The 21,700-nt window shown below is 70.4% G+C and carries 19 protein-coding genes and 1 tRNA gene; 13 read left to right on the top strand and 7 right to left on the bottom strand.

The window, feature by feature from the left end; translation table 11 throughout:
- Positions 1-150: 150 nt before the first annotated feature.
- On the top strand, positions 151-1,656 hold the full coding sequence (locus tag ACZ7J0_RS14095; protein ID WP_470887111.1) for a PP2C family protein-serine/threonine phosphatase: 1,506 nt from the start codon (positions 151-153) through the stop codon (positions 1,654-1,656).
- A 123-nt stretch (positions 1,657-1,779) separates the two neighbouring features.
- Entirely contained in the window at positions 1,780-3,240 is a 1,461-nt protein-coding gene (locus ACZ7J0_RS14090) for an aminopeptidase P family protein (protein WP_470887109.1), read from the top strand.
- A gap of 76 nt (positions 3,241-3,316) precedes the next feature.
- Here the strand turns inward: ACZ7J0_RS14090 and ACZ7J0_RS14085 are convergent, their stop codons facing one another.
- Complete coding sequence (locus tag ACZ7J0_RS14085) at positions 3,317-3,775, bottom strand: ATP-binding protein (RefSeq protein WP_470887107.1); 459 nt, start codon at positions 3,773-3,775, stop codon at positions 3,317-3,319.
- Positions 3,776-3,980: 205 nt separating this feature from the next.
- Between ACZ7J0_RS14085 and ACZ7J0_RS14080 the strand changes: the two genes are divergently transcribed.
- From ACZ7J0_RS14080 to ACZ7J0_RS14040, 9 genes are all read left to right on the top strand, one after another.
- Positions 3,981-4,796, top strand: a complete 816-nt coding sequence (locus ACZ7J0_RS14080) for a hypothetical protein (protein WP_470887105.1) — start codon at positions 3,981-3,983, stop codon at positions 4,794-4,796.
- Between the two features lie 94 nt (positions 4,797-4,890).
- Positions 4,891-5,631 carry a YcnI family copper-binding membrane protein gene (locus ACZ7J0_RS14075; RefSeq protein WP_470887103.1) on the top strand — a complete coding sequence of 247 codons (741 nt, stop codon included), beginning with the start codon at positions 4,891-4,893 and terminating at the stop codon, positions 5,629-5,631.
- A 40-nt stretch (positions 5,632-5,671) separates the two neighbouring features.
- Positions 5,672-6,367, top strand: a complete 696-nt coding sequence (locus tag ACZ7J0_RS14070) for an SCO family protein (RefSeq protein ID WP_470887101.1) — start codon at positions 5,672-5,674, stop codon at positions 6,365-6,367.
- On the top strand, positions 6,364-6,828 hold the full coding sequence (locus tag ACZ7J0_RS14065) for a copper chaperone PCu(A)C (RefSeq protein ID WP_470887099.1): 465 nt from the start codon (positions 6,364-6,366) through the stop codon (positions 6,826-6,828). Before ACZ7J0_RS14070 ends, ACZ7J0_RS14065 begins: the two co-directional genes overlap by 4 nt.
- A 23-nt stretch (positions 6,829-6,851) precedes the next feature.
- Entirely contained in the window at positions 6,852-8,795 is a 1,944-nt protein-coding gene (locus ACZ7J0_RS14060) for a copper resistance protein CopC (protein ID WP_470887097.1), read from the top strand.
- 36 nt (positions 8,796-8,831) lie between these two features.
- The gene (gene efeB / locus ACZ7J0_RS14055; protein WP_470887326.1) at positions 8,832-10,046 is read left to right on the top strand and encodes an iron uptake transporter deferrochelatase/peroxidase subunit; all 1,215 of its coding nucleotides are present in this window, start codon (positions 8,832-8,834) and stop codon (positions 10,044-10,046) included.
- A 102-nt stretch (positions 10,047-10,148) separates the two neighbouring features.
- Complete coding sequence (gene pheA, locus ACZ7J0_RS14050) at positions 10,149-11,084, top strand: prephenate dehydratase (RefSeq protein WP_470887095.1); 936 nt, start codon at positions 10,149-10,151, stop codon at positions 11,082-11,084.
- 673 nt (positions 11,085-11,757) lie between these two features.
- On the top strand, positions 11,758-13,035 hold the full coding sequence (gene serS, locus ACZ7J0_RS14045) for a serine--tRNA ligase (RefSeq protein ID WP_470887093.1): 1,278 nt from the start codon (positions 11,758-11,760) through the stop codon (positions 13,033-13,035).
- Complete coding sequence (locus tag ACZ7J0_RS14040) at positions 13,032-13,835, top strand: HAD family hydrolase (protein ID WP_470887091.1); 804 nt, start codon at positions 13,032-13,034, stop codon at positions 13,833-13,835. Before serS ends, ACZ7J0_RS14040 begins: the two co-directional genes overlap by 4 nt.
- Positions 13,836-14,012: 177 nt before the next feature.
- Here ACZ7J0_RS14040 and ACZ7J0_RS14035 read toward each other — a convergent pair.
- Together ACZ7J0_RS14035 and lpdA are read right to left on the bottom strand one after the other, a co-directional pair.
- Positions 14,013-14,097 (bottom strand) — tRNA-Ser (locus ACZ7J0_RS14035).
- 324 nt (positions 14,098-14,421) lie between these two features.
- The gene (lpdA, locus tag ACZ7J0_RS14030; RefSeq protein ID WP_470887089.1) at positions 14,422-15,825 is read right to left on the bottom strand and encodes a dihydrolipoyl dehydrogenase; all 1,404 of its coding nucleotides are present in this window, start codon (positions 15,823-15,825) and stop codon (positions 14,422-14,424) included.
- 113 nt (positions 15,826-15,938) lie between these two features.
- Between lpdA and ACZ7J0_RS14025 the strand changes: the two genes are divergently transcribed.
- Positions 15,939-16,619: a FadR/GntR family transcriptional regulator gene (locus tag ACZ7J0_RS14025; RefSeq protein WP_470887087.1), complete on the top strand. Its 681-nt coding sequence runs from the start codon at positions 15,939-15,941 to the stop codon at positions 16,617-16,619.
- An 81-nt stretch (positions 16,620-16,700) separates the two neighbouring features.
- The gene (locus ACZ7J0_RS14020; RefSeq protein WP_470887324.1) at positions 16,701-17,933 is read left to right on the top strand and encodes a CynX/NimT family MFS transporter; all 1,233 of its coding nucleotides are present in this window, start codon (positions 16,701-16,703) and stop codon (positions 17,931-17,933) included.
- A 52-nt stretch (positions 17,934-17,985) separates the two neighbouring features.
- On the opposite strand, the gene ACZ7J0_RS14015 is transcribed toward ACZ7J0_RS14020, so the two are convergent.
- From ACZ7J0_RS14015 to ACZ7J0_RS14000, 4 genes are read right to left on the bottom strand one after another with little or no spacing between them, the layout of a single operon-like run.
- Positions 17,986-18,705, bottom strand: a complete 720-nt coding sequence (locus ACZ7J0_RS14015) for an ABC transporter permease (RefSeq protein ID WP_470887085.1) — start codon at positions 18,703-18,705, stop codon at positions 17,986-17,988.
- A gap of 13 nt (positions 18,706-18,718) precedes the next feature.
- Entirely contained in the window at positions 18,719-19,630 is a 912-nt protein-coding gene (locus ACZ7J0_RS14010) for an ABC transporter ATP-binding protein (RefSeq protein ID WP_470887083.1), read from the bottom strand.
- Positions 19,627-20,508 carry an ABC transporter permease subunit gene (locus ACZ7J0_RS14005; protein ID WP_470887081.1) on the bottom strand — a complete coding sequence of 294 codons (882 nt, stop codon included), beginning with the start codon at positions 20,506-20,508 and terminating at the stop codon, positions 19,627-19,629. The genes ACZ7J0_RS14010 and ACZ7J0_RS14005 overlap by 4 nt, the downstream gene beginning before the upstream one ends.
- Positions 20,505-21,479 (bottom strand): ABC transporter ATP-binding protein, encoded by a 975-nt coding sequence (locus ACZ7J0_RS14000; protein ID WP_470887322.1) that lies wholly within the window; start codon positions 21,477-21,479, stop codon positions 20,505-20,507. The genes ACZ7J0_RS14005 and ACZ7J0_RS14000 overlap by 4 nt, the downstream gene beginning before the upstream one ends.
- Positions 21,480-21,700 lie beyond the last annotated feature (221 nt).

Genomic DNA, 21,700 nt, shown 5'->3' with positions numbered 1-21,700 from the left:
TCGGAATGACGCTCCCCCCGGGACCTGCCCCCGGAGGAACCCCATTCACGCGGTGTCAGTCGACCTCAAATACCGTGCATAGGGGGCAATTTTTGGCCAAGTTCGTTACCCCTCCCTCACCCCACAGACACCGCAAGTCCCGGGTTGACAATGCTGGACATCCCCTTACTTGTGCGTGTACATGTGGATGCGTTGATAGCGGCGCAGAATGACATGGGGGTTTGCGATGCTATTGCGCGAAACGCACCGGTCGGAAAGCCGGCTGGCATGAGCGCCCCTCACCTGCCTAAAGTGGCTGGAATCGATTCAACGGTTCCTTCGCCCACGCACACTGCGGCGCCCCTGCCGGGCGTTTCCGCCGCTCCGGCCCCGCCCGGCGCGCTGCTCCAGGACCGATTGGCCGGCTGGGTCTCCGATCTCACCACCCTCCATGAACTCACCGAACGCCTGGCGCGGACCGGGTCGCTCGACGACGCGCTGCACGAACTGCTGCGCGCCGGAGCCGCCCTGGTGGGCGCGCGACGCGGCATGGCCGTACTGGAACCGGCCGACGGCCTGGGCCCCGCCCTGACCATCGGCCTCGGACTCGCCCACGCCGAACTCGGCCACATCGAGACCGTGCCCCGCAGCGCCACCTCCTACGGCCGCATCCTGGAGGGCCTTCCCGATCCGGTCGCGGTTCCCGATCCGATCGCCGTCCCCGATCTGCTCGGCGACGAGCATCTCGACCCGCGCCACCGCGAGGTCGCCGCCCGCCTCGGCTACGCCGCCAGTTACGCCCTGCCGCTGGCCACCGAGGAGGCCGGGAAGCTCGGGGCCGTCGTCTGGCTCTACGACGAACCGGCGGAACCGATCGAACGCCGACGCCACCTCGTCGGCCTCTACGCCCGCTACGCCACCGAGCACCTGGCGCGCCTCCTCGAACTGGAGCGGGCCCGCGCCGAGATCGCCACCGTCGCCGAGGAGCTGCTGCCCAGCAGGCTCCCCCGCGTTCCCGGTGTGCAGCTCGCCGCGCGCCACCGCACCGGCTCCCAGGGCGGCGGCGACTGGTACGACGCACTGCCGCTGCCCGATGCCGCGCTGGGCCTGGCGGTCGGCTCGGTCTCCGGTTCGGGACCGAGCGCGCTGGCCGCGATGGGCCGGCTGCGGGCCAGCCTGCGGGCGTACGCCGTGATGGAGGGCGAGGACCCCGTCGCCGTACTCTCCGATCTCGAACTGCTGCTGCGGCTGACCGAGCCGGCCCGCTCGGCCACCGCGCTCTTCGGCTACGCCGAGCCCGCCCAGCGCAAGATCGTGCTGGCAGGGGCGGGACACACCCCGCCGCTGATCGTCGGTGAGCGGCGCACCGAGTACGTCGAAACGTCCCTGTCCGCTCCGCTCGGCATGCTGTCGTGCTGGGAGGCGCCCAGCGTGGAGCTCTCCCTCGCACCCGGAGAAACGGTCTTGCTCTATACGGACGGGCTGCTTCGGCGGACCGGCGACCCGATGGACCGGGCGTTCGCGCGGCTCCACGCCGCGGCGGCCGGCGTGCCCAGGGCGGACCGCGGCGATCCCGGCGCGATCGCCGACCATGTGCTCCGGACCGTCCTGCCGGAGGGCCTGGACGCCGACGGCGGCGGCGAGGACGTGGTCCTTCTCGCCGCGCGCTTCGCCTGAAACCGGCAACCGGGCCGCCCGCGAAACACCGATCTTGGTAATGGGCCTTCCGGCCCTGGGCCCCCTTCCGTACGACCGTACGATGGAGGGGGTTCAGTGTCGTACCAACAAGGAGGCGGACCCGTGGCCGAAGAGCTCATCCCGGAGACCCCGGAAGAGGCAGAAGAGCCGATCAAGCAGCGCAAGAACGGCCTTTACTCGGGCGTTTCCGATGAACTCGCCGAGAACATGAAGTCCGGCTGGGCCGACACCGAACTGCGTGACCTGGAGCCGATCGCCCAGGCGGCCCACACCGCCGCCCGGCGCGCCGCGCTCTCGGCCCGCTTCCCGGGCGAGCGTCTGGTGATCCCCGCGGGCAATCTGAAGACCCGGTCGAACGACACCGAGTACAGCTTCCGCGCCTCCACCGAGTACGCGTACCTCACCGGCGATCAGACCCAGGACGGCGTTCTCGTCCTGGAGCCGGTGAAGGACGGCGGCCACCGGGCCACCCTCTATCTGCTGCCGCGCTCCAACCGCGAGAACGGTGAGTTCTGGCTGGACGGCCAGGGCGAGCTGTGGGTCGGCCGCAGGCACTCGCTCGCCGAGGCCGAGCAGCTTCTCGGCATCCCGGCCAAGGACGTCCGCGAGCTCCCCGCCATGCTGCGCGAGGCCACCGGTCCGGTCCGCAACGTCCGCGGTCACGACTCCGCCGTCGAGGCCGCCCTGACCGACAAGGTCACCGCCGAGCGCGACGAGGAACTGCGGGTGTTCCTCTCCGAGGCGCGCCTGGTCAAGGACGAGTTCGAGATCGCCGAGCTGCAGAAGGCGTGCGACTCCACCGCCCGTGGGTTCGAGGACGTCGTCAAGGTCCTCGACAAGGCCGAGGCGACGAGCGAGCGCTACATCGAAGGCACCTTCTTCCTGCGTGCCCGTGTCGAGGGCAACGACATCGGCTACGGCTCCATCTGCGCCGCGGGTCCGCACGCCACCACCCTGCACTGGGTGCGCAACGACGGCCCGGTGCGCTCCGGCGAGCTGCTGCTGCTCGACGCCGGCGTGGAGACCACCGAGCTCTACACCGCCGACGTCACGCGCACCCTGCCGATCAACGGCCGCTACACCGACCTCCAGCGCAAGATCTACGACGCGGTGTACGAGGCCCAGGAGGCGGGCATCGCCGCGGTGAAGCCCGGCGCCGCCTACCGCGACTTCCACGACGCGGCGCAGCGCGTCCTGGCCGAGAAGCTCGTCGAGTGGGGTCTGGTCGAGGGTCCCGTCGAGCGCGTCCTGGAGCTGGACCTGCAGCGCCGCTGGACCCTGCACGGCACCGGCCACATGCTCGGCATGGACGTCCACGACTGCGCCGCCGCGCGCACCGAGACGTATGTCGACACGACGCTGGAGCCGGGCATGTGCCTGACCGTCGAGCCGGGTCTGTACTTCCAGGCCGACGACCTGACGGTGCCGGAGGAGTACCGCGGGATCGGCGTCCGGATCGAGGACGACATCCTGGTCACCGAGGACGGGAACCGGAACCTGTCCGCGGCGCTGCCGCGCCGGTCGGACGAGGTCGAGGCGTGGATGGCCGGCCTGAAGGGCTGACCCCGCACAGCACACGGCGGCCCCTGTCGGTTCCTCGGCGGGGGCCGTCGGCGTGTCCGGCCGCCGGCGGCCGACGTCAGGTCAGGGCGAGCGGCGCGTCCGGGCGCCACTTCACGATCTTGTCGAAGCTGACCACCGCGCCGCCCCGGCCGCCGCCGCCGTTCCCGAAGTACACATGGTCGGCGAGCTCCTCGATCAGCCGCATGCCCCGGCCGTGTTCCTGGGTGTGCGGGACCGGGAGGCGGGCGGCGAAGCCCTCTCCCGCCGGGAAACCCGGACCCGAGTCGGTCACTTCGATATGACAGGTCTCGCCGTCGAGATAGGCCGTCACCCGGTACGCCTCGGACGCCTCACCGGCCCCCAGATCGCCGCCGTGCTCCACCGCGTTCGCACATGCTTCGCTGAGCGCCACCGAGAGTTCGTAGGAGTCGTCCGGATCGACCCCCGCCGTCTCCATCGTGCCGATCAGGAGGCGGCGGGCCAGCGGCACACTCGCAGCCTCACGCCGCAGATGGAGTGACCACCAGATGCTCATGCGCCAGCCTCCCGGCCCCCGCTCGACATACCGATACGTATTGCCGCAAGGCCGGGCTTGTAAGCCACCCATCGAGGCGAGAGCGCCCATCCGGCGGATTCACACCACCCCGCACGCCGGTGTATGTCGGGCCTCTGCCGCCAAACGGTGATCTTCCGGACCTGCCGTGTGGCGGGCACAAGCGCAGTGCGATGATGAGCCCGCTATGTCTGCACCCTCGTCGACAGCACCTTCCGGAGCCTCTTCACGGCTCCTGCGGGCCGCGGTGTTCACCGCGGTCTGTGTCGTGCTGTCCGCGCTGGGACACGTGCTCGCCGCGTGCGCGACGGTCCCCTGGTGGACGCTGCTCCTGGGCTTCGTGGGCGTCTTCGCGCTCACCTCGCTGTTCACGGGACGCGAGCGGTCGCTTCCGGTGATCGTCGGCGCCCTGGCCGTCGGACAGCTCTCGCTGCACACCCTGTTCGGTCTCGGCCAGCGCCATCTGATGGTGGGCGTCGGGCCGCAGGCCGACGACGCGCTGATCCGGATGGCGACCAAGCTGGTCTGCGGAGCGGGTGCCGCCTCACTCACCCCCGCCGACGCGAGCCGGATCATCACGACCGCCGGACTCGACCCGGCGACGGCGACCGTCGCCGACGGCCATCACCACATCGGCGGCGCCGCCGCCCGTACGGCCGAGAGCGCGAGCCTGCTGCCCAGCCTCACCATGGTGCTCGGCCATCTGCTCGCCGCGCTGGCCACCGGCTGGCTGCTACGCCGGGGGGACAGGGCCCTGCGCCGGGTCGCCCAGCTCTCCGCACAGGGCGCCATCGAGATCGCGGAAGGGGCGCTCGTACGGGCCCTTCGCTCCGCCCTCGCCTTCGTAGGCGCCCTGCTGGCCGGACTTCCCGGTCTCCCCTCGACGGGCCCGCGCACCGCCGGGACCCGTCGTGACACCCCGCCGCCCTCCGCGGCGGAGGCCCTCCAGCACACGGTGATCAGGCGCGGCCCCCCGGCCGTCGCGCTCTGCCTCGCAGCCTGACGCGGCCCACTCGACGGGAGTGGTGCCGCGGTACCCGCGCGTGTCCGCGCCCCGGTCACGTCACCACTTTCCTGTTCCTGGAGTGTGTTCAGCCATGAGTTCTGTCAGCGTTTCGCGTCTCGCCGTCGCCGGCGGCGTCGCCGTCTCCTCCGTTCTCCTGCTCTCAAGCACCGCCTTCGCCCACGTCGGCGTGCAGCCGCAGGGCGCGGCGGCCAAGGGCGGCTACGCCACGGTGAACGTCAAGGTCCCCAACGAGCGGCCGAACGCCTCCACCATCAAGGTCGAGCTGAACATCCCGGCCGATCACCCGCTGGCCTCCGTGATGCCGCAGCCCGTCCCCGGCTGGAAGGTCGAGACGACCAAGACCAAGCTGGCCAAGCCGCTCGACATGCACGGCAAGAAGATCACTGAGTCGGTGTCCAAGGTGACCTGGACGGCGGCCGGTTCGAAGATCGGGCCCGGTGAGTTCCAGCAGTTCCCGGTCTCCCTCGGCCGCCTGCCCGAGGACGCGGACCAGCTGGTCTTCAAGGCCGTGCAGACGTACGACAACAACGAGGTCGTGCGCTGGATCGAGGAGCCCAAGGAGGGCGCTGCCGAGCCCGAGAACCCGGCGCCCGTGCTCAAGCTGTCGGCCGCCACCGAGGACCACCAAGGCGGCGGCAGCGACGACAAGGCGAAGAACGCCGGTCACGACACGGCCGACAGCAGGGCGGAGGCCCACGCCGAGTCGGCGTCGTCCGACACCACCGCCCGCGTCCTCGGCATCGTCGGCATCCTGGTGGGCGCCGCCGGTGTCGCCTTCGGCGTCCTCGCCGGCCGCCGCCGCTCGGCCTGACGGCCGGCCACCCTTCCTGAAAGCCTGAGAGAGAACCCTCATGCACCACCTGAAGAACGACGGGGGGCGTCGCGGCACGCGGCGCACCCCGCTGGTCGCGGCGGCCCTCGTCGCCGCCGCCGCGCTCGCCCTGTCCGCGTGCGGCGGAGGCGACGACCAGGCCGGAAGCCCGGTCGCCAACGTCTCCTCCGACACCGACGGCTCCAAGCCGGGCACGGTGCTCGACCGCCCCTTCCAGAAGCCCGCCCTCGTCCTCACGGACACCAAGGGCCAGAAGTACGACCTGCGCGAGCGGACCAAGGGCAAGCCGACGCTGATCTACTTCGGCTACACGCACTGCCCGGACGTCTGCCCGCTGACGATGAGCAACATCGCCATTGCCAGGAAGCAGCTCCCCAAGGCCGATCAGGACAAGCTCCAGGTCGTCTTCGTCACCACCGACCCCGAGCGCGACACCTCGGCGGAGCTCGGCAAGTGGCTGCCGTCCGCGGGTGACCCCTCCTTCACCGGTCTGACCGGCGACTTCGCGGCCATCCAGGCCGGCGCGCGTCAGATCGGCATCGGCATCGACCCGCCGAAGAAGGAGAAGGACGGCACAGTCGTCTCCATGCACGGAGCGCAGGTGATCGCGTTCTCGCCCACGACCGACCAGGGCTATGTCCTGTACGGCGAGGACACCACCGCGGACGACTACGCCAAGGACCTGCCGAAGATCATCAAGGGGGAGAACCCGTGAACCGCCGCACCGCCCTCGTCTCCTCCATAGCCCTGGCGGCGGGCCTCGCCCTGGCCGGTTGCTCCACGGACAGCGGGCCGGAGCGGTCGTCGAAGCCGGAACTGAAGGTCAGCGGCGCGTTCATGCCGCAGCCGGTGATGGACATGGCCGGTGGCTTCCTCGTCATCAAGAACGACAGCGGGACGGCCGACAAGCTCACGTCCGTCAGCAGCCCGCTCTCCGACGACGTCACGATCCACGAGAGCGTGAACCAGAAGATGCGGCAGGTCGAGTCGCTCGACATCCCCGCGAACGGCGAGCTGGCCCTCGAACGCGGCGGCAACCACATCATGTTCATGAAGATCAAGGAGAAGCCGAAGCAGGGCGACAAGGTGAGCGTCGAGCTCCACTTCGAGAAGTCCGACCCGATCAAGGTCGAGCTTCCCGTCGAGGCGCCGAACCACAACCCGAAGAAGCACTGAGCTACTTGAGGGACTGACACACCATGACAGCCACCGCCCCGCGCTTCGGGCCCGCCGCGGTCCTGCGACTGCTGCTGGTCGCGGCCACGCTCCTCGCCACGCTCACCGGCGCTCTGCTCGCCGCCGCGGCTCCCGCGTCGGCGCACGCCGCGCTCACCGGGAGCGACCCGAAGGACGGGGCGGTGGTCGCCAAGGCCCCGCAGACCGTCAGCCTGACCTTCTCCGAACAGGTCGCCCTCGGAGACGACGCCATCCGCGTCATGGACCCCAGCGGCAAGCGCGCCGACACCGGTGAACTGCGCGATCTGTGCAGCGGATCCGTCGTGAAGTACGCCGTCGCGCTCCACTCCGGGCTCCCGAACGGCACGTACACGGTGGCCTGGCGGCTGGTCTCCGCCGACAGCCACCCCATTTCAGGCGCCTTCACCTTCTCGGTCGGGGCCCCCTCCCAAACCACGGTCGCCCTGCCGAAGGAAGAAGCCGGCGGCGGTCTCGTCGGCCTGCTCTACGACATCGCGCGCTATCTCTCGTACGCGGGCTTCACCGTGCTCGTCGGCGGCGCCGCGTTCGTCCTCACCTGCTGGCCGCGCGGCGCGTCCGTACGGCCGGTGCAGCGGTTGGTCGTGCGCGGCTGGCTGGCCCTGACGGCCGGCACCCTGGCCATGCTGCTGCTGCGCCATCCGTACACGGACTCGGGGAACCTCGCCGACGCGTTCGACCTCGGCGGCCTCAAATCCGTACTCGAGACCAAGACCGGCGCGTCGCTGGTCTCCCGGCTGCTGCTGCTCGGGGCGGCCGCGCTCTTCGTCGCCGTTCTCTTCGGGGCGTACGCGAAGCGCGAGGACGAGAAGGAGAAGAAGGACCTCACCTTCGGGCTCGCCGTCGGCGGAACCGTCGTCGCCGCCGGGATCGCCGGGACCTGGGCGCTCGCCGAGCACGCCTCGACCGGACTCCAGCCCGGCGTCGCGATGCCCGTCGACATCCTGCACCTGCTGGCCGTCGCCACCTGGCTCGGCGGCCTGGCCGCGTTGCTGGTCGCGTTGCACCGGGCGCCGACGATCGAGGGGACGGCCGTACGGCGGTTCTCCACGGTCGCGTTCTGGTCGGTGGTCGTGCTCTCGGCGACCGGCGTCTACCAGTCCTGGCGGCAGGTCGGCTCCTGGTCGGCGCTGACGGGCACCTCGTACGGACAGCTGCTGCTGCTCAAGGTGGGGCTGGTCGTCGTACTGGTCGGCATCGCGTGGATGTCCCGGCGCTGGACGCGGCGGCTGGCGGCAACAGCCACGGTGGACGCCGAAGCCGAAGAGGCCGAAGAGGCGGACGGGGCCGAGCAGGATGCCGAGGACGCGGAGGAGGCGGAGGCCGAGAAGGTCACCGTTCCCGAGGATCCGGAGAGGGCCGCTCAGCTCGCCCGTCAGAAGGCCGCCATGGCCACGGCCCGCAAGAAGCGGATCCGCGACGCCGACCCCTGCCGCACCGGCCTGCGCCGCTCGGTCATGGCCGAAGCGGGTGTCGCCGTGGTCCTGCTGGCCGTGACAACCGTACTGACCTCGACCGAGCCGGGCCGTACGGAGGAGGAGGCCGCCAAGGCCCAGTCCTCGACGACGGCCACCGCCGTGCCCGACCGCCCCGTCGACATCCGGATGCCCTTCGACACCGGCGGCCAGGACGGCAAGGGCACCCTACGGCTCACCCTCGACCCGGGCCGCTCCGGCGCCAACGCGCTGCACATCTTTGTGGACCGGCCCAATGGGCGGCCCCTCGACGTTCCCGAGATCAGAGTCTCCTTCACCCTGAAGGCGAAGGAGATCGGGCCTCTGCCCGCCGTCCCGGACCGCATCCAGACCGGACACTGGAGCGCGAGCAACGTGCAGATCCCGATGCCCGGGGACTGGCAGATCCAGGTGACCGTACGCACCTCGGACATCGACCAGACGACCATCGACAAGAACGTGAAGATCGGCTGACCCGTGACTGAGAACCTCGAAATCTCGCGGCGGCGGATGCTCGGCACCGTCGGCGCGGCGGGCGCGGCAGGGCTGGCGCTCGGCGCGGTCGGCGGCGCGGGGGTGTACGCGGCGGTCTCGGGCGAGTCCGCGGGCTCCGAAGGGGCCACGGCGCTGGCGGGCGTCGGCTCCTCGGAGGTGATGTTTCACGGGAAACATCAAGCGGGGATCACCACTCCGCTTCAGGCCAAGGGCCATCTGATCGCCTTCGACCTCGCGCCAGGCGCGGGACGCAAGGAGGCGGCCGCGCTGCTGCGGCGCTGGTCGGTCACGGCGAAGGCGCTGATGGCGGGGGAGCCGACCGCCGGCGACACCGGCGTGGCACTGGACGCCGGTCCGTCCTCGCTGACCGTGACCCTCGGCTTCGGACACTCCTTCTTCGGCCGTACGGGCCTGACGGCACAGCGCCCGCCGCAGTTGGACGCGCTGCCCGCGTTCTCCGCCGACGCGCTGGACCCCAAGCGGTCGAACGGCGACCTGTGGGTACAGATCGGCGCCGACGACGCGCTGGTCGCGTTCCATGCGCTGCGGGCCCTGCAGAAGGCCGCGGGCGACGCGGCGCGGGTGCGCTGGCAGATGAACGGCTTCAACCGTTCGCTCGGCGCGACGCCGCGGCCGATGACCGCCCGCAATCTGATGGGCCAGGTCGACGGCACGGGCAATCCGAAGCCGTCCGATCCGGACTTCGACCGCCGGATCTTCGTCCCTTCGGGCGGGACGCCGGCGTGGATGGCGGACGGCTCGTACGCCGTCGTCCGCCGCATCCGGATGCTTCTGGACGACTGGGAGAAGCTGCCCCTGGACAAGCAGGAGCAGGTCATCGGCCGCCGGAAGTCGGACGGCGCCCCGCTGACGGGCGGCACCGAGACCACCGAGCCGGATCTGAACAAGACGGGACCGGACGGGAAGCTCGTCATCCCCGGCAACGCCCATGCCCGGATCTCCGCCCCCGAACAGAACGGCGGGGCGGCGATGCTGCGCAGGCCGTTCTCCTTCCACGACGGAATCGGCCCGGACGGTACGCCGGACGCGGGTCTGCTCTTCATCTGCTGGCAGGCCGATCCCCTCAAGGGCTTCGTCCCCGTGCAGCGCAAGCTCGACCGGGGCGACGCGCTCTCGCCGTTCCTCCGCCACGAGGCCAGCGGGCTCTTCGCGGTCCCGGGAGGCCCGGCGGAGGGCGAGTACGTGGGCCAGCGGCTCCTGGAGTCGTGAGGACAGCGAAGGGCGGCGCTCGCGCCGCGGGCCCCGGGGCGGGACCCTGGAGACGTGGACAGAGACGGGCCCGTCGCGTCGCGGGCCCATTAGGGTGACGGTATGTCGGCCACGCGCTACACCTATCTCGGCCCCGAGGGCACCTTCACGGAGGCCGCCCTGCGGACGCTCCCGGAAGCCGCCACCCGGGAGCTCGTTCCGATGCTCTCCGTGCCGGCCGCGCTGGACGCGGTGCGCAACGGCGAGGCCGCCGCCGCTCTCGTGCCGATCGAGAACTCGGTGGAGGGCGGGGTCACCGCGACCATCGACGAGCTCGCCTCCGGTGAGCCGTTGATGATCTACCGCGAGGTACTGCTGCCGATCGCGTTCGCGCTGCTCGTACGGCCGGGCACCAAGCTGTCCGAGATCAAGACGGTCACCGGCCACCCGGTCGCGCAGCCTCAGGTCCGGAACTGGCTGCGGGCCCATTTGCCGGACGCGGTGTGGGAGTCGGCCGCGTCGAACGCGGACGGAGCGCGGCTGGTCCAGGAGGGGCGTTTCGACGCGGCCTTCGCGGGCGAGTTCGCCGCGGCGACCTACGGACTGGAAGCGCTGGTCACCGAGATCCACGACGCGGAGAACGCCGAGACGCGGTTCGTCCTCGTCGGCAGGCCCGCCAGGCCCGCCGCCCCCACCGGGGCGGACAAGACCTCCGTCGTCATCTGGCTGGGCGACGACCATCCGGGTGCACTGCTCGAACTGCTTCAGGAGTTCGCGGTGCGCGGCGTCAACCTGATGCTGATCCAGTCGCGGCCCACGGGTGCGGGAATCGGCAACTACTGCTTCGCCGTCGACGCCGAGGGCCATATCTCGGACCGCAGGGTGGGCGAGGCACTGATGGGCCTGAAGCGCATCTGCCCGAACGTGCGGTTCCTGGGGTCGTACCCCCGGGCGGGCGTGGCGGTGGCGGACGTGCGGCAGCTCCGGCCCGGCACGTCGGACGCCGAGTTCACCGCGGCCTCGGACTGGCTGGCACGCTGCCAGGACGGCAGGGCCTGACGCTTCACGCCGCGGGCCCGGGCGCGCGGTGACGGCGCGGGACGTCGAGGGCGGTCGGGACGTCGAGAGCGGTCATCCCCAGGGGCCCCAGCCAGTCCTACCAGCACACTTTTCCATACCCACAGCAGTTATCCACAGGCCTACTCTCGACCTGGGGACAAGTCGACAACGTAAGCCGACATGGTCGACAAATCGCTCCAGTCGCCCTACTTCCGTCCACAGGACGGTACGACGCCCCAGGTCACCGCATGTCCACCCCATTCCGTCGATCAACTCTTCAGAGTGACGAATTCCCACTCCAATGAGTGCGCGAAGCAGGTTTGGCCGGAGAATCCTTTGCCCCTCATGCGATCTTCCACGGCTTTCGGAATGATCCATTCCAGGGATCGCGGTTCTTCCACACAGCCTGTGGATAACTTTACGGAGCCGGACATATCTGTGGACAAGGGGGCCACGCTCCCGGCGCGTACGGCCAGTTCGCAGAGTCGGCCAGTCAAGATCACGCCGCCCTACCGCCCCATTTCGGGCAATAGCGGTCGACTTATTGACAGATGCCCGGCACGATCCCGGTCGATTCATCGCCACCATTCCTTAACTCCGGCAATTCGGGCAAAGTGACACGTGAGCCGATATCAGTTGGGGTGGCGCGAGCCCGCACCGGTAGCCTGGTGAGGTGATTGACCTTCGCCTGCTCCGTGAGGACCCCGACCGTGTTCGCGCCTCCCAGCGCGCCCGTGGAGAGGACGTCGCGCTCGTCGACGCCCTGCTCTCCGCCGATGAGCGGCGCAGGTCGTCCGGCGTCCGCTTCGACGAGCTCCGCTCCGAGCAGAAGTCGCTCGGCAAGCTCATCCCCAAGGCCTCTCCCGAGGAGCGCGCCGAACTGCTCAAGAAGGCCGAGCAGCTCAAGGCCGACGTGAAGGCCGCCGAGGCCGAGCAGAACGAGGCCGACGAGGCCGCCAGGACCCTGCTCCTCCAGCTCGGCAACGTCGTCCACGCGGACGTGCCGGTCGGCGGCGAGGAGGACTTCGTCGTCCTGGAGACGCACGGCACCATCCGTGACTTCGCCGCCGAGGGCTTCGAGCCCAAGGACCACCTGGAGCTCGGCGAGGCGCTCGGCGCCATCGACGTCGAGCGCGGCGCCAAGGTGTCGGGCTCGCGCTTCTACTACCTGACGGGCGTCGGCGCCCTTCTCGAGCTCGCGCTCGTCAACGCGGCGATCGCGCAGGCCACCGAGGCCGGCTTCATCCCCATGCTCACCCCCGCGCTCGTCCGCCCGCGCGCCATGGAGGGCACCGGCTTCCTCGGCCAGGCCGCGGAGAACGTGTACCACCTGGAGAAGGACGACTTCTACCTGGTCGGTACGTCCGAGGTGCCGCTCGCCGCGTACCACATGGACGAGATCATCGACGCCGACAAGCTGCCGCTGCGGTACGCGGGCTTCTCGCCCTGCTTCCGCCGCGAGGCCGGCACGTACGGCAAGGACACCCGGGGCATCTTCCGGGTCCACCAGTTCGACAAGGTCGAGATGTTCTCGTACGTCGACCCGGCCGACGCGGAGAACGAGCACAAGCGGCTGCTGGACTGGGAGAAGCAGTGGCTGACGGGCCTCGAGCTGCCGTTCCAGGTCATCGACGTCGCGACCGGTGACCTCGGGTCGTCCGCCTCGCGGAAGTTCGACTGCGAGGCCTGGATCCCGACGCAGGGCAAGTACCGCGAGCTGACCTCCGCGTCCAACTGCGACGGCTTCCAGGCGCGCCGCCTGTCCGTCCGCATGCGGGACGGCAAGAAGGTCCAGCCGCTGGCGACGCTGAACGGCACGCTGTGCGCCGTACCGCGCACGATCGTGGCGATCCTGGAGAACCACCAGCTCGCCGACGGCTCGGTGCGGGTGCCGGAGATGCTCCGCCCGTACCTGGGTGGCCGTGAGGTGCTGGAGCCGATCACCAAGTGACGTTCCCGTACCGTCTCGTCGCGACGGACCTCGACGGCACCCTGCTGCGGGCCGACGAGTCCGTCTCGGCCCGGACGCGTGACGCGCTCGCCGCCGCCACGGAGGCGGGCGCGGCCCACATCGTCGTGACCGGACGGGCCGTGCCCTGGACCCGGCACATCCTCGACGACCTCGGTTACGACGGTCTCGCGGTGTGCGGCCAGGGCGCGCAGGTCTACCACGCGGGCGAGCACAGGCTGCTGACGTCCGTGACCCTGGACCGCCAGCTCGCCGGGCTGGCGCTGTCCAAGGTCGAGGCGGAGATCGGGCCGCTGGCCCTCGCCGCGAGCCGCGACGGGCTGGACGGCGAGGTCCTGGTCGGCCCCGGCTACCGGCTCCTGGAGGGGACCCTGCCGACCCGGCCGATGGAGGACCCGGCCGAGCTGTGGGCGGCTCCGCTCAACAAGGTCTACATCCAGCACCCCGACCTGAGCGACGACGCCCTGGCCCAGGTGGTCCGCGAGACGGTGGGCAGCCTGGTCGACGTGGTCATGGCGGGCGCCGGAGTGGTCGAGATCCTGCCGCTGGGCCTGAGCAAGGCGACGGGCCTCTCCCTTGCGGCGCGCCGTCTCGGCGTGAAGGCGGCGGAGACGATCGCGTTCGGCGACATGCCGAACGACATCCCCATGTTCGGGTGGGCGGCCCACGGCGTGGCCATGGCCAATGCCCATGACGACCTGAAGGCCGTGGCCGACGAGGTCACGGCATCGAACGACGCGGACGGCATCGCGGTGGTGCTGGAGCGGCTGCTCCGGGGCTGAGCCCGGGGCGGGGATGGGTCGTTCGGGGCGCCGACCGAGGCAGGTACTGGCGCCGGCTGCCCGGGCCGCCGTCCGGGCCCGCCGTCCGGGACGGCTTCTGGTGACGGGATCCTGTTGCGGGTTCTGCTGAGGACTTCTTGTGCGTCGAAGCGGGTCTGCCGCCCGCTCAGGGCTACGCGGAGGATGCGCGGATCGAACGCGCGCGGGGCTGACCCCGACCACGGCTTAGCAAGCCGGTGCCTTACCACTCGGCCAATCCTCCGGGGGGCGGCCCGCGCAGATCACTGCGCGCTCGAAGCGGCCGCCCGGGCGGTTCTCACACACCGCCCTGCTGGGAGCACGACGGACTCGGACTCTTCTCGGTCAACGTCCCGCTCCTCCCCGGTCTGCCCACCCGCCGTGTCGCGGTGTGGCCTCAACCACTGTGCATCGGACCGGTGTTCGACCGCCACCGGTTTTCGGCGCGCGCGACCGAGGGCAGAGCGGCGGGCCGAGCACAGAGGCGTCGGCCCGAGGGCAGGGCCGGGGGCCGAGCGCACGGGTGTGGGGCCCCCTCGGACACCCCCCACCCGTGCGTCGCTGGACCTCAGAAGTTGATCATGTGTCCCGCGAGGCCGTGCACGGCCTCCTTTACGGCCTCGCCCAGCGTCGGGTGCGCGTGCACGTTCCGCGCCACCTCGTGGACCGTCAGATCCCACTGCTGAGCCAGCGTCAGCTCGGGCAGCAGCTCGGTGACATCGGGCCCGATGAGGTGCGCGCCGATGATCTCGCCGTACTTCGCATCGCTGATGATCTTGACGAATCCGGTGGTGTCACCGAGACCGTGCGCCTTGCCGTTCGCCATGAAGGGGAACTTGGCGACCTTGACGTCGAAGCCCTTCTCCTTCGCCTGCGCCTCGGTCCAGCCGAAGCTGGCGATCTGCGGCTGGCAGTACGTGGCGCGCGGGATCATCGGGTAGTCGAGCTCCATGGTCTCGGCGCCCCCGATCGTCTCGGCGGCGACGACGCCCATCGCCTCGGCGGTGTGCGCGAGCATCAGCTTCGCGGTCACGTCACCGATGGCGTAGATGTGCGGCACGGAGGTGCGGCTGCGGCCGTCGACGTCGATCGCGCCGCGCTCCGTGAGCGCCACGCCGGTGGCCTCCAGGCCGTAACCGGTCACGTTGGGCGCGAACCCGATCGCCTGCAGGACCTTGTCGGCCTCCAGGACCCGCTGGGTGCCGTCCTTGGCGGTGACGGTGACCCGGACCTGCGGTCCGGACTCGTCGATCGACTCGACCCGGGTGGAGGTCAGGACGTCGATGCCCAGCTTGCGGTACTGCTTCGCCAGCTCGGCCGAGACGTCCGCGTCCTCCAGCGGCGCGATCCGGTCCAGGAACTCGACGATCGTGACCTTCACGCCGTAGTTGTGCAGGACGTACGCGAACTCGATGCCGATCGCGCCCGCGCCGGCGATCACGATGGAGCTCGGCACGTCCTCGGCGAGGATCTGCTCTTCGTAGGACACCACGCGCTCGCTCAGGCTCGTGCCCGGCAGCAGACGCGGGGTCGCGCCGGTGGCGATGATGCAGTTGTCGAAGGTGATCGTCTGCGAGGTGCCGTCCGAGAGCGCGACCTGCATGGTGTTCGCGTCCAGGAAGGTGCCCCGGCCGGTGAACTCGGTGATCTTGTTCTTCTTCATCAGGAAGTGGACGCCCTTGACGCGTCCCTCCGCGACCGTGCGGCTGCGCCGGAACGCCTCGCCGTAGTCGAACGACACCTCGCCGTCGACCTTGATGCCGTACGTCTTGGCCTCGTGGGTGAAGAGGTGCGCCAGCTCGGCGTTGCGCAGCAGCGCCTTGGTCGGGATGCAGCCGACGTTCAGGCAGACACCGCCCCAGTACTTCTCCTCCACGACCGCGACCCGCTTGCCCAGCTGGGCGGCGCGAATGGCGGCGACATAGCCGCCGGGGCCTGCTCCGAGCACAACAACGTCGAAGCGGTCTGACATGACTGACTCCCCAAGTTGTAAGTGTGGTGGGTGTAGCCGCACACGTGCCCACATTAATCGGGCGAGCGAGTTGTAGGATGACTGGGCAACCGGGCGAATAGAGGAGTGGCGGCATGGCGCTGAAGGCAGCGGGACGGACTTCCCTGGTGGATTCCGTCGTCGACCAGCTCCGTGCCCAGCTCACGGACGGCGAATGGGCCGTGGGCGACCGCATTCCGACCGAGCACGAGCTCGCCGAGCAGCTGGGCGTCGGCCGCAACACCGTCCGCGAGGCGATCCGCGTACTGGTCCATGCGGGGCTCCTGGAGTCGCGGCAGGGCAACGGCACGTTCGTCCGGTCCACGGCCGACCCGTCCGCCGTGCTGCGCGGGATGCGTCACGCCGGAGCGCTCGACGTACTGGAACTGCGGGTGGCCCTGGAGGCGGAGGCGGCGCGCCTGGCAGCCGTGCGGCGGGACACGCACGACCTGCTGCGGCTGCGGGCGGCCCTGGCGACGCTCCGCGAGGAGGGCGACCGGGACGCGGACGCGGACATGGCCTTCCACCTCGGGGTGGTGGAGGCCACGCACAACGGCGCCTTCACCGAGGTCTACCGCTTCTTCTCGACCCAGGTGCACGAGGTACTGGTGGAGGCCCTGGGCGACCAGGAGATGCCGCCGGTCGACATCGACGCCCACGAGGCGCTGGTGGACGCGGTCGAAGCGGGCGACCCGGACGCGGCCGAGGCGGCGGCGCGTGCGCTGCTGCGGGTCCCGATGGAGACGGTGGGCGCGCTCTCCGCCACCACCCGCTGACGTCTTCCCGCCCCTTCCTTCCTGCTTACGGGCCCCTGGCCCGCCCCCGTGAGAAAGGTGACCGCCGTGTCACGCCCGGACATCGCCGACCGCGCGGACCCGTCACCGCTGACGAGCGATCTGGAGACGGTCGTACGACGGGCGTCGCCGGCCCGGTCCGCGCTGCTCCTGGCCGCGATCGTGCTGGCCTCACTCAACATGCGGGCGGCGCTGGCGAGTGTGTCGCCTCTGGTGAGCGAGATCGGCGCCGCGTTCGGTCTGTCGTCGACGGCGACCTCGCTGATCACCTCGGTGCCGGTGCTCTTCCTCGGTCTCGGCGCCTTGGCCGCGCCCTGGCTGGGACGCCGCCTGGGCAGCGAACGGGTGCTGATCGGCGCGCTGTTGCTGCTCGCCGCCGGGATCCTGGTGCGCGTCCTGCCGTCGGTGTGGGCGCTGTACGGCGGCGGTGTGCTGGTCGGCACGTCGATCGCCCTGCTCAACGTCCTGATGCCCGGACTGATCAAGCGGGACTTCCCGGACCGGGCGGCCTCCATGACCTCCGTCTACACCGGCGCCATGATCGCGGGAGCGACGGTGGTGGCGGCCACGTCCGTGCCGTTGGAGAAGGCGTTCGGCGGCAGCTGGGAGGCCTCGCTCGCCTCCTGGTCCCTGCTCGCCGTCGTGGCGGCGGTGGCCTGGCTGCCGCAGGTACGCGGCTTCCGGAGCGGTCCCGGCTTCACCGTCACGGCCACCCCGGCGCCCGCCCGCAACGTCTGGCGCTCCGCGCTGGCCTGGCAGGTGACGCTCTTCATGGGCCTGCAGTCCCTGTGGTCGTACGTCCTGATCGCCTGGATGCCGACGATCTTCACCGACCACGGAATGAGCCGCTCCACCGCGGGCGTCATCTTCGCCTTCAACAACCTCATCCAGGTCGCGGGCGCCTTCGCCGTCCCTCTGCTGGCAGGCCGTATGCGCGGCCAGCGCCCGCTGGTCGCGCTCGTCACCACCCTGGTGGCGACCGGTTACGCGGGCCTGATGATCGCGCCCGTGTCCGGGGCGTGGCTCTGGTCGGCCGTGCTCGGCGTCGGCCAGGGCGGAGCGGTAGGCCTGGCCCTCACTCTGATCGTGCTGCGCAGCCCCGACGCCCCGACGGCGGCCCGCCTCTCCGGAATGGCTCAGACCGTCGGCTACCTCCTGGCGGCGGCCGGTCCTCTCGCGGCCGGCGCGGTCCACCAGGCGACGGGCAGTTGGACGGTCCCCCTCGCCCTGGTGCTGTGCGTGTGCGCGACGGCCCTGGGGGTCGGCCTGCCGGCGGCCGGGGACCGCAAGGTCTGAGACGGACGAGGGACGGGGAATCGCCCCCGCCCCTCGCCATCCCTTCGCCGGACTACTCGTCCCCGGCCAGCGTCAGCGTCCGCAGCTTCTGTCCCGCGTACCAGGTCGCCACGACCGTGACGGCGGCCAGCAGCGCGGTCGCGACCGGCAGCCCCACGTCGGAGGCGACCAGCCCCTCGCCCGCGACCTTCTCGGCCACGGCGAGCGACCACTGCTGAACGCTCAATGTGCGCGCGCCGGCGATGAGGCTGCCGAAGAGTGCCTCCCACACCAGGGCGTAGACGAGACCGATGACGACGGCGTGCCGGCTGACCGTGCCGAGCAGCAGGAACAGCGCGCTGTAGGCGATCGAGGCGACCAGCGCCGCGACGGTGTACGCCACCGCGACCTGCTGCCCGTTGCCATTGAGGATCATGCCCGCGACGAAGGTGGGCAGGGCCGAGAAGACCATCGTGACGGCGATGGCCACGATCAGCTTCGTGAAGATGATCGTCGACCGATTCACGGGCTTGGCCAGTAGATAGACGATCGAGCCGTCGTCGATCTCGGGTCCGATCGCGCCCGTGCCGGCGATGACACCGATCAGCGGCACCATCGTCGCGAGGGCGAAGCCTCCGAGGACATCGGCGGCGATCTGGTCGTCCGCACCGTTGAACGCGCGCACCGCCACCGCGATCAGCAGCAGAAGTCCGGGCAGCGCGAACATGATCGCGGCGCGTCGGCGGCCGAGGAGGGCCCGGTAGGTGAGCCGGGCGACTGTCGGGTTGTACATCGCGAAGCTCCTTTCAGGCCGCTACGAGATAGGAGAAGACGGATTCGAGGGACTCGTCGGAGGGCGAGACCGTCAGCAGTCGGATCGAGTGCGCCCGGGCGACCCGCGGCAGCAGCTCCGTGAACCGGCCGAAGTCCACCGCCTGGATGCGCAGGGCGCCTTCGGCGAGGTCGACCTCGATACCCGCCGTGGACGGGTCGGCGATGAGTGCGGCGGCGAGCGCCCGGTCGTCGGAGGACCGTACGAGATAGCGGTGCGGCCGGTCCGTCATCAGACGGCGGATCTTGCGGAAGTCTCCGGACGCGGCGTGCCGCCCGGCCACGATCACCTCGATGTGCGAGGCCAGTTGCTCGACTTCTTCCAGGATGTGGGAGGAGAAGAGCACCGTGCGTCCCGCCGCCCCCATGCGCCGCAGCAGATCCATGAGCTGCATGCGCTGGCGGGGATCCATGCCGTTGAAGGGCTCGTCGAGCAGGAGTACGGACGGGTCGTGGACCAGCGCGGACGCCATCTTCACGCGCTGCCGCATGCCCTTGCTGTACGTGGCGATCTTGCGGTCCTGCGCGTACTCCATCTCGACCGTGGCGAGCGCCTGCTGGGCCTCCTTCTTGCCCAGGCCGTGCAATTCCGCGTTGGCGACGACGAATTCGTATCCGGTGAGGAAGTCGTACATCGCCTCCCTCTCAGGCACGACACCGATCTGCCGGTACACGGACTCGTTGCGCCAGATCGTCTGTCCGTCCAGCGTGACGCTTCCGGTCGAGGGAGCGAGGAAGCCACCCATCATGTTGATCAGAGTGGACTTCCCGGCGCCGTTGGGACCGAGGAGCCCGGTCACGCCCGGGCCGATGGTCATGGTCACGTCGTTGACGGCCACGACGTTCCCGAACCACCGTGAGGTGTGGTCGATGTTGAGCGTGGTCACAGTCCGACCTTTCGGTAGCGGCGCATCAGGACGGCGTACGAGCCGAGGATGAGCCCGAGGACGACCAGCAGATAGACCGCGCCGGGGCCCGCGCCCGGTCCGGCTCCACCGGGGAACGCGGAGTCGGCGCCCAGGAAGGCGGTCTGCACGCCGTCGATGAGGGTGATCGGCGAGAACAGCCCCAGCCACTTGATGGCCGAGACGTTGTCCGTCCCGTACGCGATCCCCTGCAGGGTGGTGACGGCGCCGTACGAGATCGTCAGCGTGGCGATGACGGCGGCGACGCCGAAGCCCCGTCGGGGGGTCACCGCGGCCATCACCAGGCCGATTCCGCCGAAGAGGAGGGAGAGCAGCGCTACCGAGACCAGGCCCTGGCCCAAGCCCTCGGTCTGGTCACCGAAGTCCATCTTCGCGAGCATCGATCCGATGTAGAGGATGATCAGCGGCGCCGCGGTGAGGATGAACAGCGCGGAGGTCATCGCGCCGTACTTCGCGAGGACGTAGTCCATGCGCTCGATCGGGCGCGAGAAGTACAGCGGAACCGTCTTGAACCGCAGGTCGCGGGAGACGGACTGGGGTGCCTGCGCGGCGAGGTAGAGGCCGATGACCGCCTGGGTGAGGATCGCGTACCGGGTGTAGTCCACCGGAAGGCTGTTGCTCTTCAGTGCGACCGCGATGGCGACGATGATCGCCGCCGGCACGCACATGACGGCGAAGAGGATCATCGGCAGAACCTTGGACTTGGCCGAGCGGCCGAGGCCGTACGCGCCGCGCAGCGACTGCGAGAAGAGCGACCGGCGGGCGTAGGCACGGCCGAGGCGGGGCCCGTCGTAGGTGCGGTAGCCGATGTTGTGGATCTGGGTGGTCTCGGTGCTCATCGCGCCCGCACCTCCATGGGCTGGGCCGCTGCCTGGTCCGCCTCCGGGCGGAAGACCTCGGCGATGTGGTGACGGCGCTGCTCCATCCGTACGAGCCCGAGGCCGAGGTCGGCGACGGTGTCCCGGACGATGTCGTAGGTCTCCTCGCCGGTGGCTTCGAGGAGCAGGATGTGACCCGCGCCGGGCAGCCCCTCCTCCACCCCCGCGTGGAGCGTGATCCCGGCCGCGGCGAGCGCCTCGCGCAGGGCCCGGGTGCCGTCGGGGCGGGCGTCGGTGTCGGTGACCTCGACCGCGAGCGTCGCCGTCGTCTGGGTGAAGTCGCTGGTGGAGCTGGAGCGCAGCAGTGTGCCGCCGTCGATGACGACGACATGGTCGCAGGTGCGCTCGAGCTCGCCGAGCAGATGGGACGTGACGAGGACCGAGATCCCGAAGTCGGTCCAGACGCGGCGGATCAGGCCGAGCATCTCGTCACGGCCGACGGGGTCGAGGCCGTTGGTGGGTTCGTCGAGGAGGACCAGCTGCGGGTCGTGGACCAGCGCCTGCGCCAGTTTCACGCGCTGCTTCATACCCGTCGAGTAGCCGCCGATGGGGCGGTAGCGCTCCTCGTACAGACCGACGTGGCGCAGGGTGTCGGCGGTCCGCTCGCGTGCGGCGGTGGGCGGCAGGCCGGACATCCGCGCCATGTGGACGACGAACTCGGTGGCCGAGACGTCGGGCGGGAGGCAGTCGTGCTCGGGCATGTACCCGACCCGCTCCCGGATGGCGGCGCCGGAGGTGGCGACGTCGAGGCCGAGCACTTCGGCGCGGCCCTCCGTGGCGGGGGACAGACCCAGCAGGATCTTGATCATGGTTGACTTGCCGGCTCCGTTGGCACCCACCAGTCCGGTCACACCGGGCCCGATGTCCAGGGAGAGCCGGTCGAGAGCGGTCACCCGGGGGAACCGCTTGCTGAGGCTTTCGGTAGCGATCACAGTCACGCTTCGACGGTAGTGGCGCGGAACTCACCGGTCGTCAGCCCAACGGCTCGACCCGTGTCCGACTCCAGGCGTACAGACCCGTAAGGGAGTCGCGACCAAAGTCGTTGTCCGCCCCGTCACGCAGCGCGTTTTCCACAGGCCGACGCACGCCCCTTGACGTAGCCGCCGGGCATTGTCACATTCATCAGTGTCAAGTTACGAACGCGTACCGCACA

This window comes from Streptomyces sp. NPDC038280 (genome assembly GCF_055600045.1).
Note: the sequence above shows the minus strand (reverse complement) of the source record. Positions and strands in the feature narration are given on the sequence as shown.

Coding starts and splice junctions, on each gene's coding strand:
- ACZ7J0_RS14080 (WP_470887105.1), top strand. CDS start 3,981: ATGTCTGCACCCTCGTCGACAGCACCTTCCGGAGCCTCTTCACGGCTC.
- lpdA (WP_470887089.1), bottom strand. CDS start 15,825: ATGTCAGACCGCTTCGACGTTGTTGTGCTCGGAGCAGGCCCCGGCGGC.
- ACZ7J0_RS14060 (WP_470887097.1), top strand. CDS start 6,852: ATGACAGCCACCGCCCCGCGCTTCGGGCCCGCCGCGGTCCTGCGACTG.
- ACZ7J0_RS14085 (WP_470887107.1), bottom strand. CDS start 3,775: ATGAGCATCTGGTGGTCACTCCATCTGCGGCGTGAGGCTGCGAGTGTG.
- efeB (WP_470887326.1), top strand. CDS start 8,832: ATGCTCGGCACCGTCGGCGCGGCGGGCGCGGCAGGGCTGGCGCTCGGC.
- ACZ7J0_RS14075 (WP_470887103.1), top strand. CDS start 4,891: ATGAGTTCTGTCAGCGTTTCGCGTCTCGCCGTCGCCGGCGGCGTCGCC.
- ACZ7J0_RS14095 (WP_470887111.1), top strand. CDS start 151: ATGCTGGACATCCCCTTACTTGTGCGTGTACATGTGGATGCGTTGATA.
- ACZ7J0_RS14025 (WP_470887087.1), top strand. CDS start 15,939: ATGGCGCTGAAGGCAGCGGGACGGACTTCCCTGGTGGATTCCGTCGTC.
- ACZ7J0_RS14015 (WP_470887085.1), bottom strand. CDS start 18,705: ATGTACAACCCGACAGTCGCCCGGCTCACCTACCGGGCCCTCCTCGGC.
- ACZ7J0_RS14005 (WP_470887081.1), bottom strand. CDS start 20,508: ATGAGCACCGAGACCACCCAGATCCACAACATCGGCTACCGCACCTAC.
- pheA (WP_470887095.1), top strand. CDS start 10,149: ATGTCGGCCACGCGCTACACCTATCTCGGCCCCGAGGGCACCTTCACG.
- ACZ7J0_RS14070 (WP_470887101.1), top strand. CDS start 5,672: ATGCACCACCTGAAGAACGACGGGGGGCGTCGCGGCACGCGGCGCACC.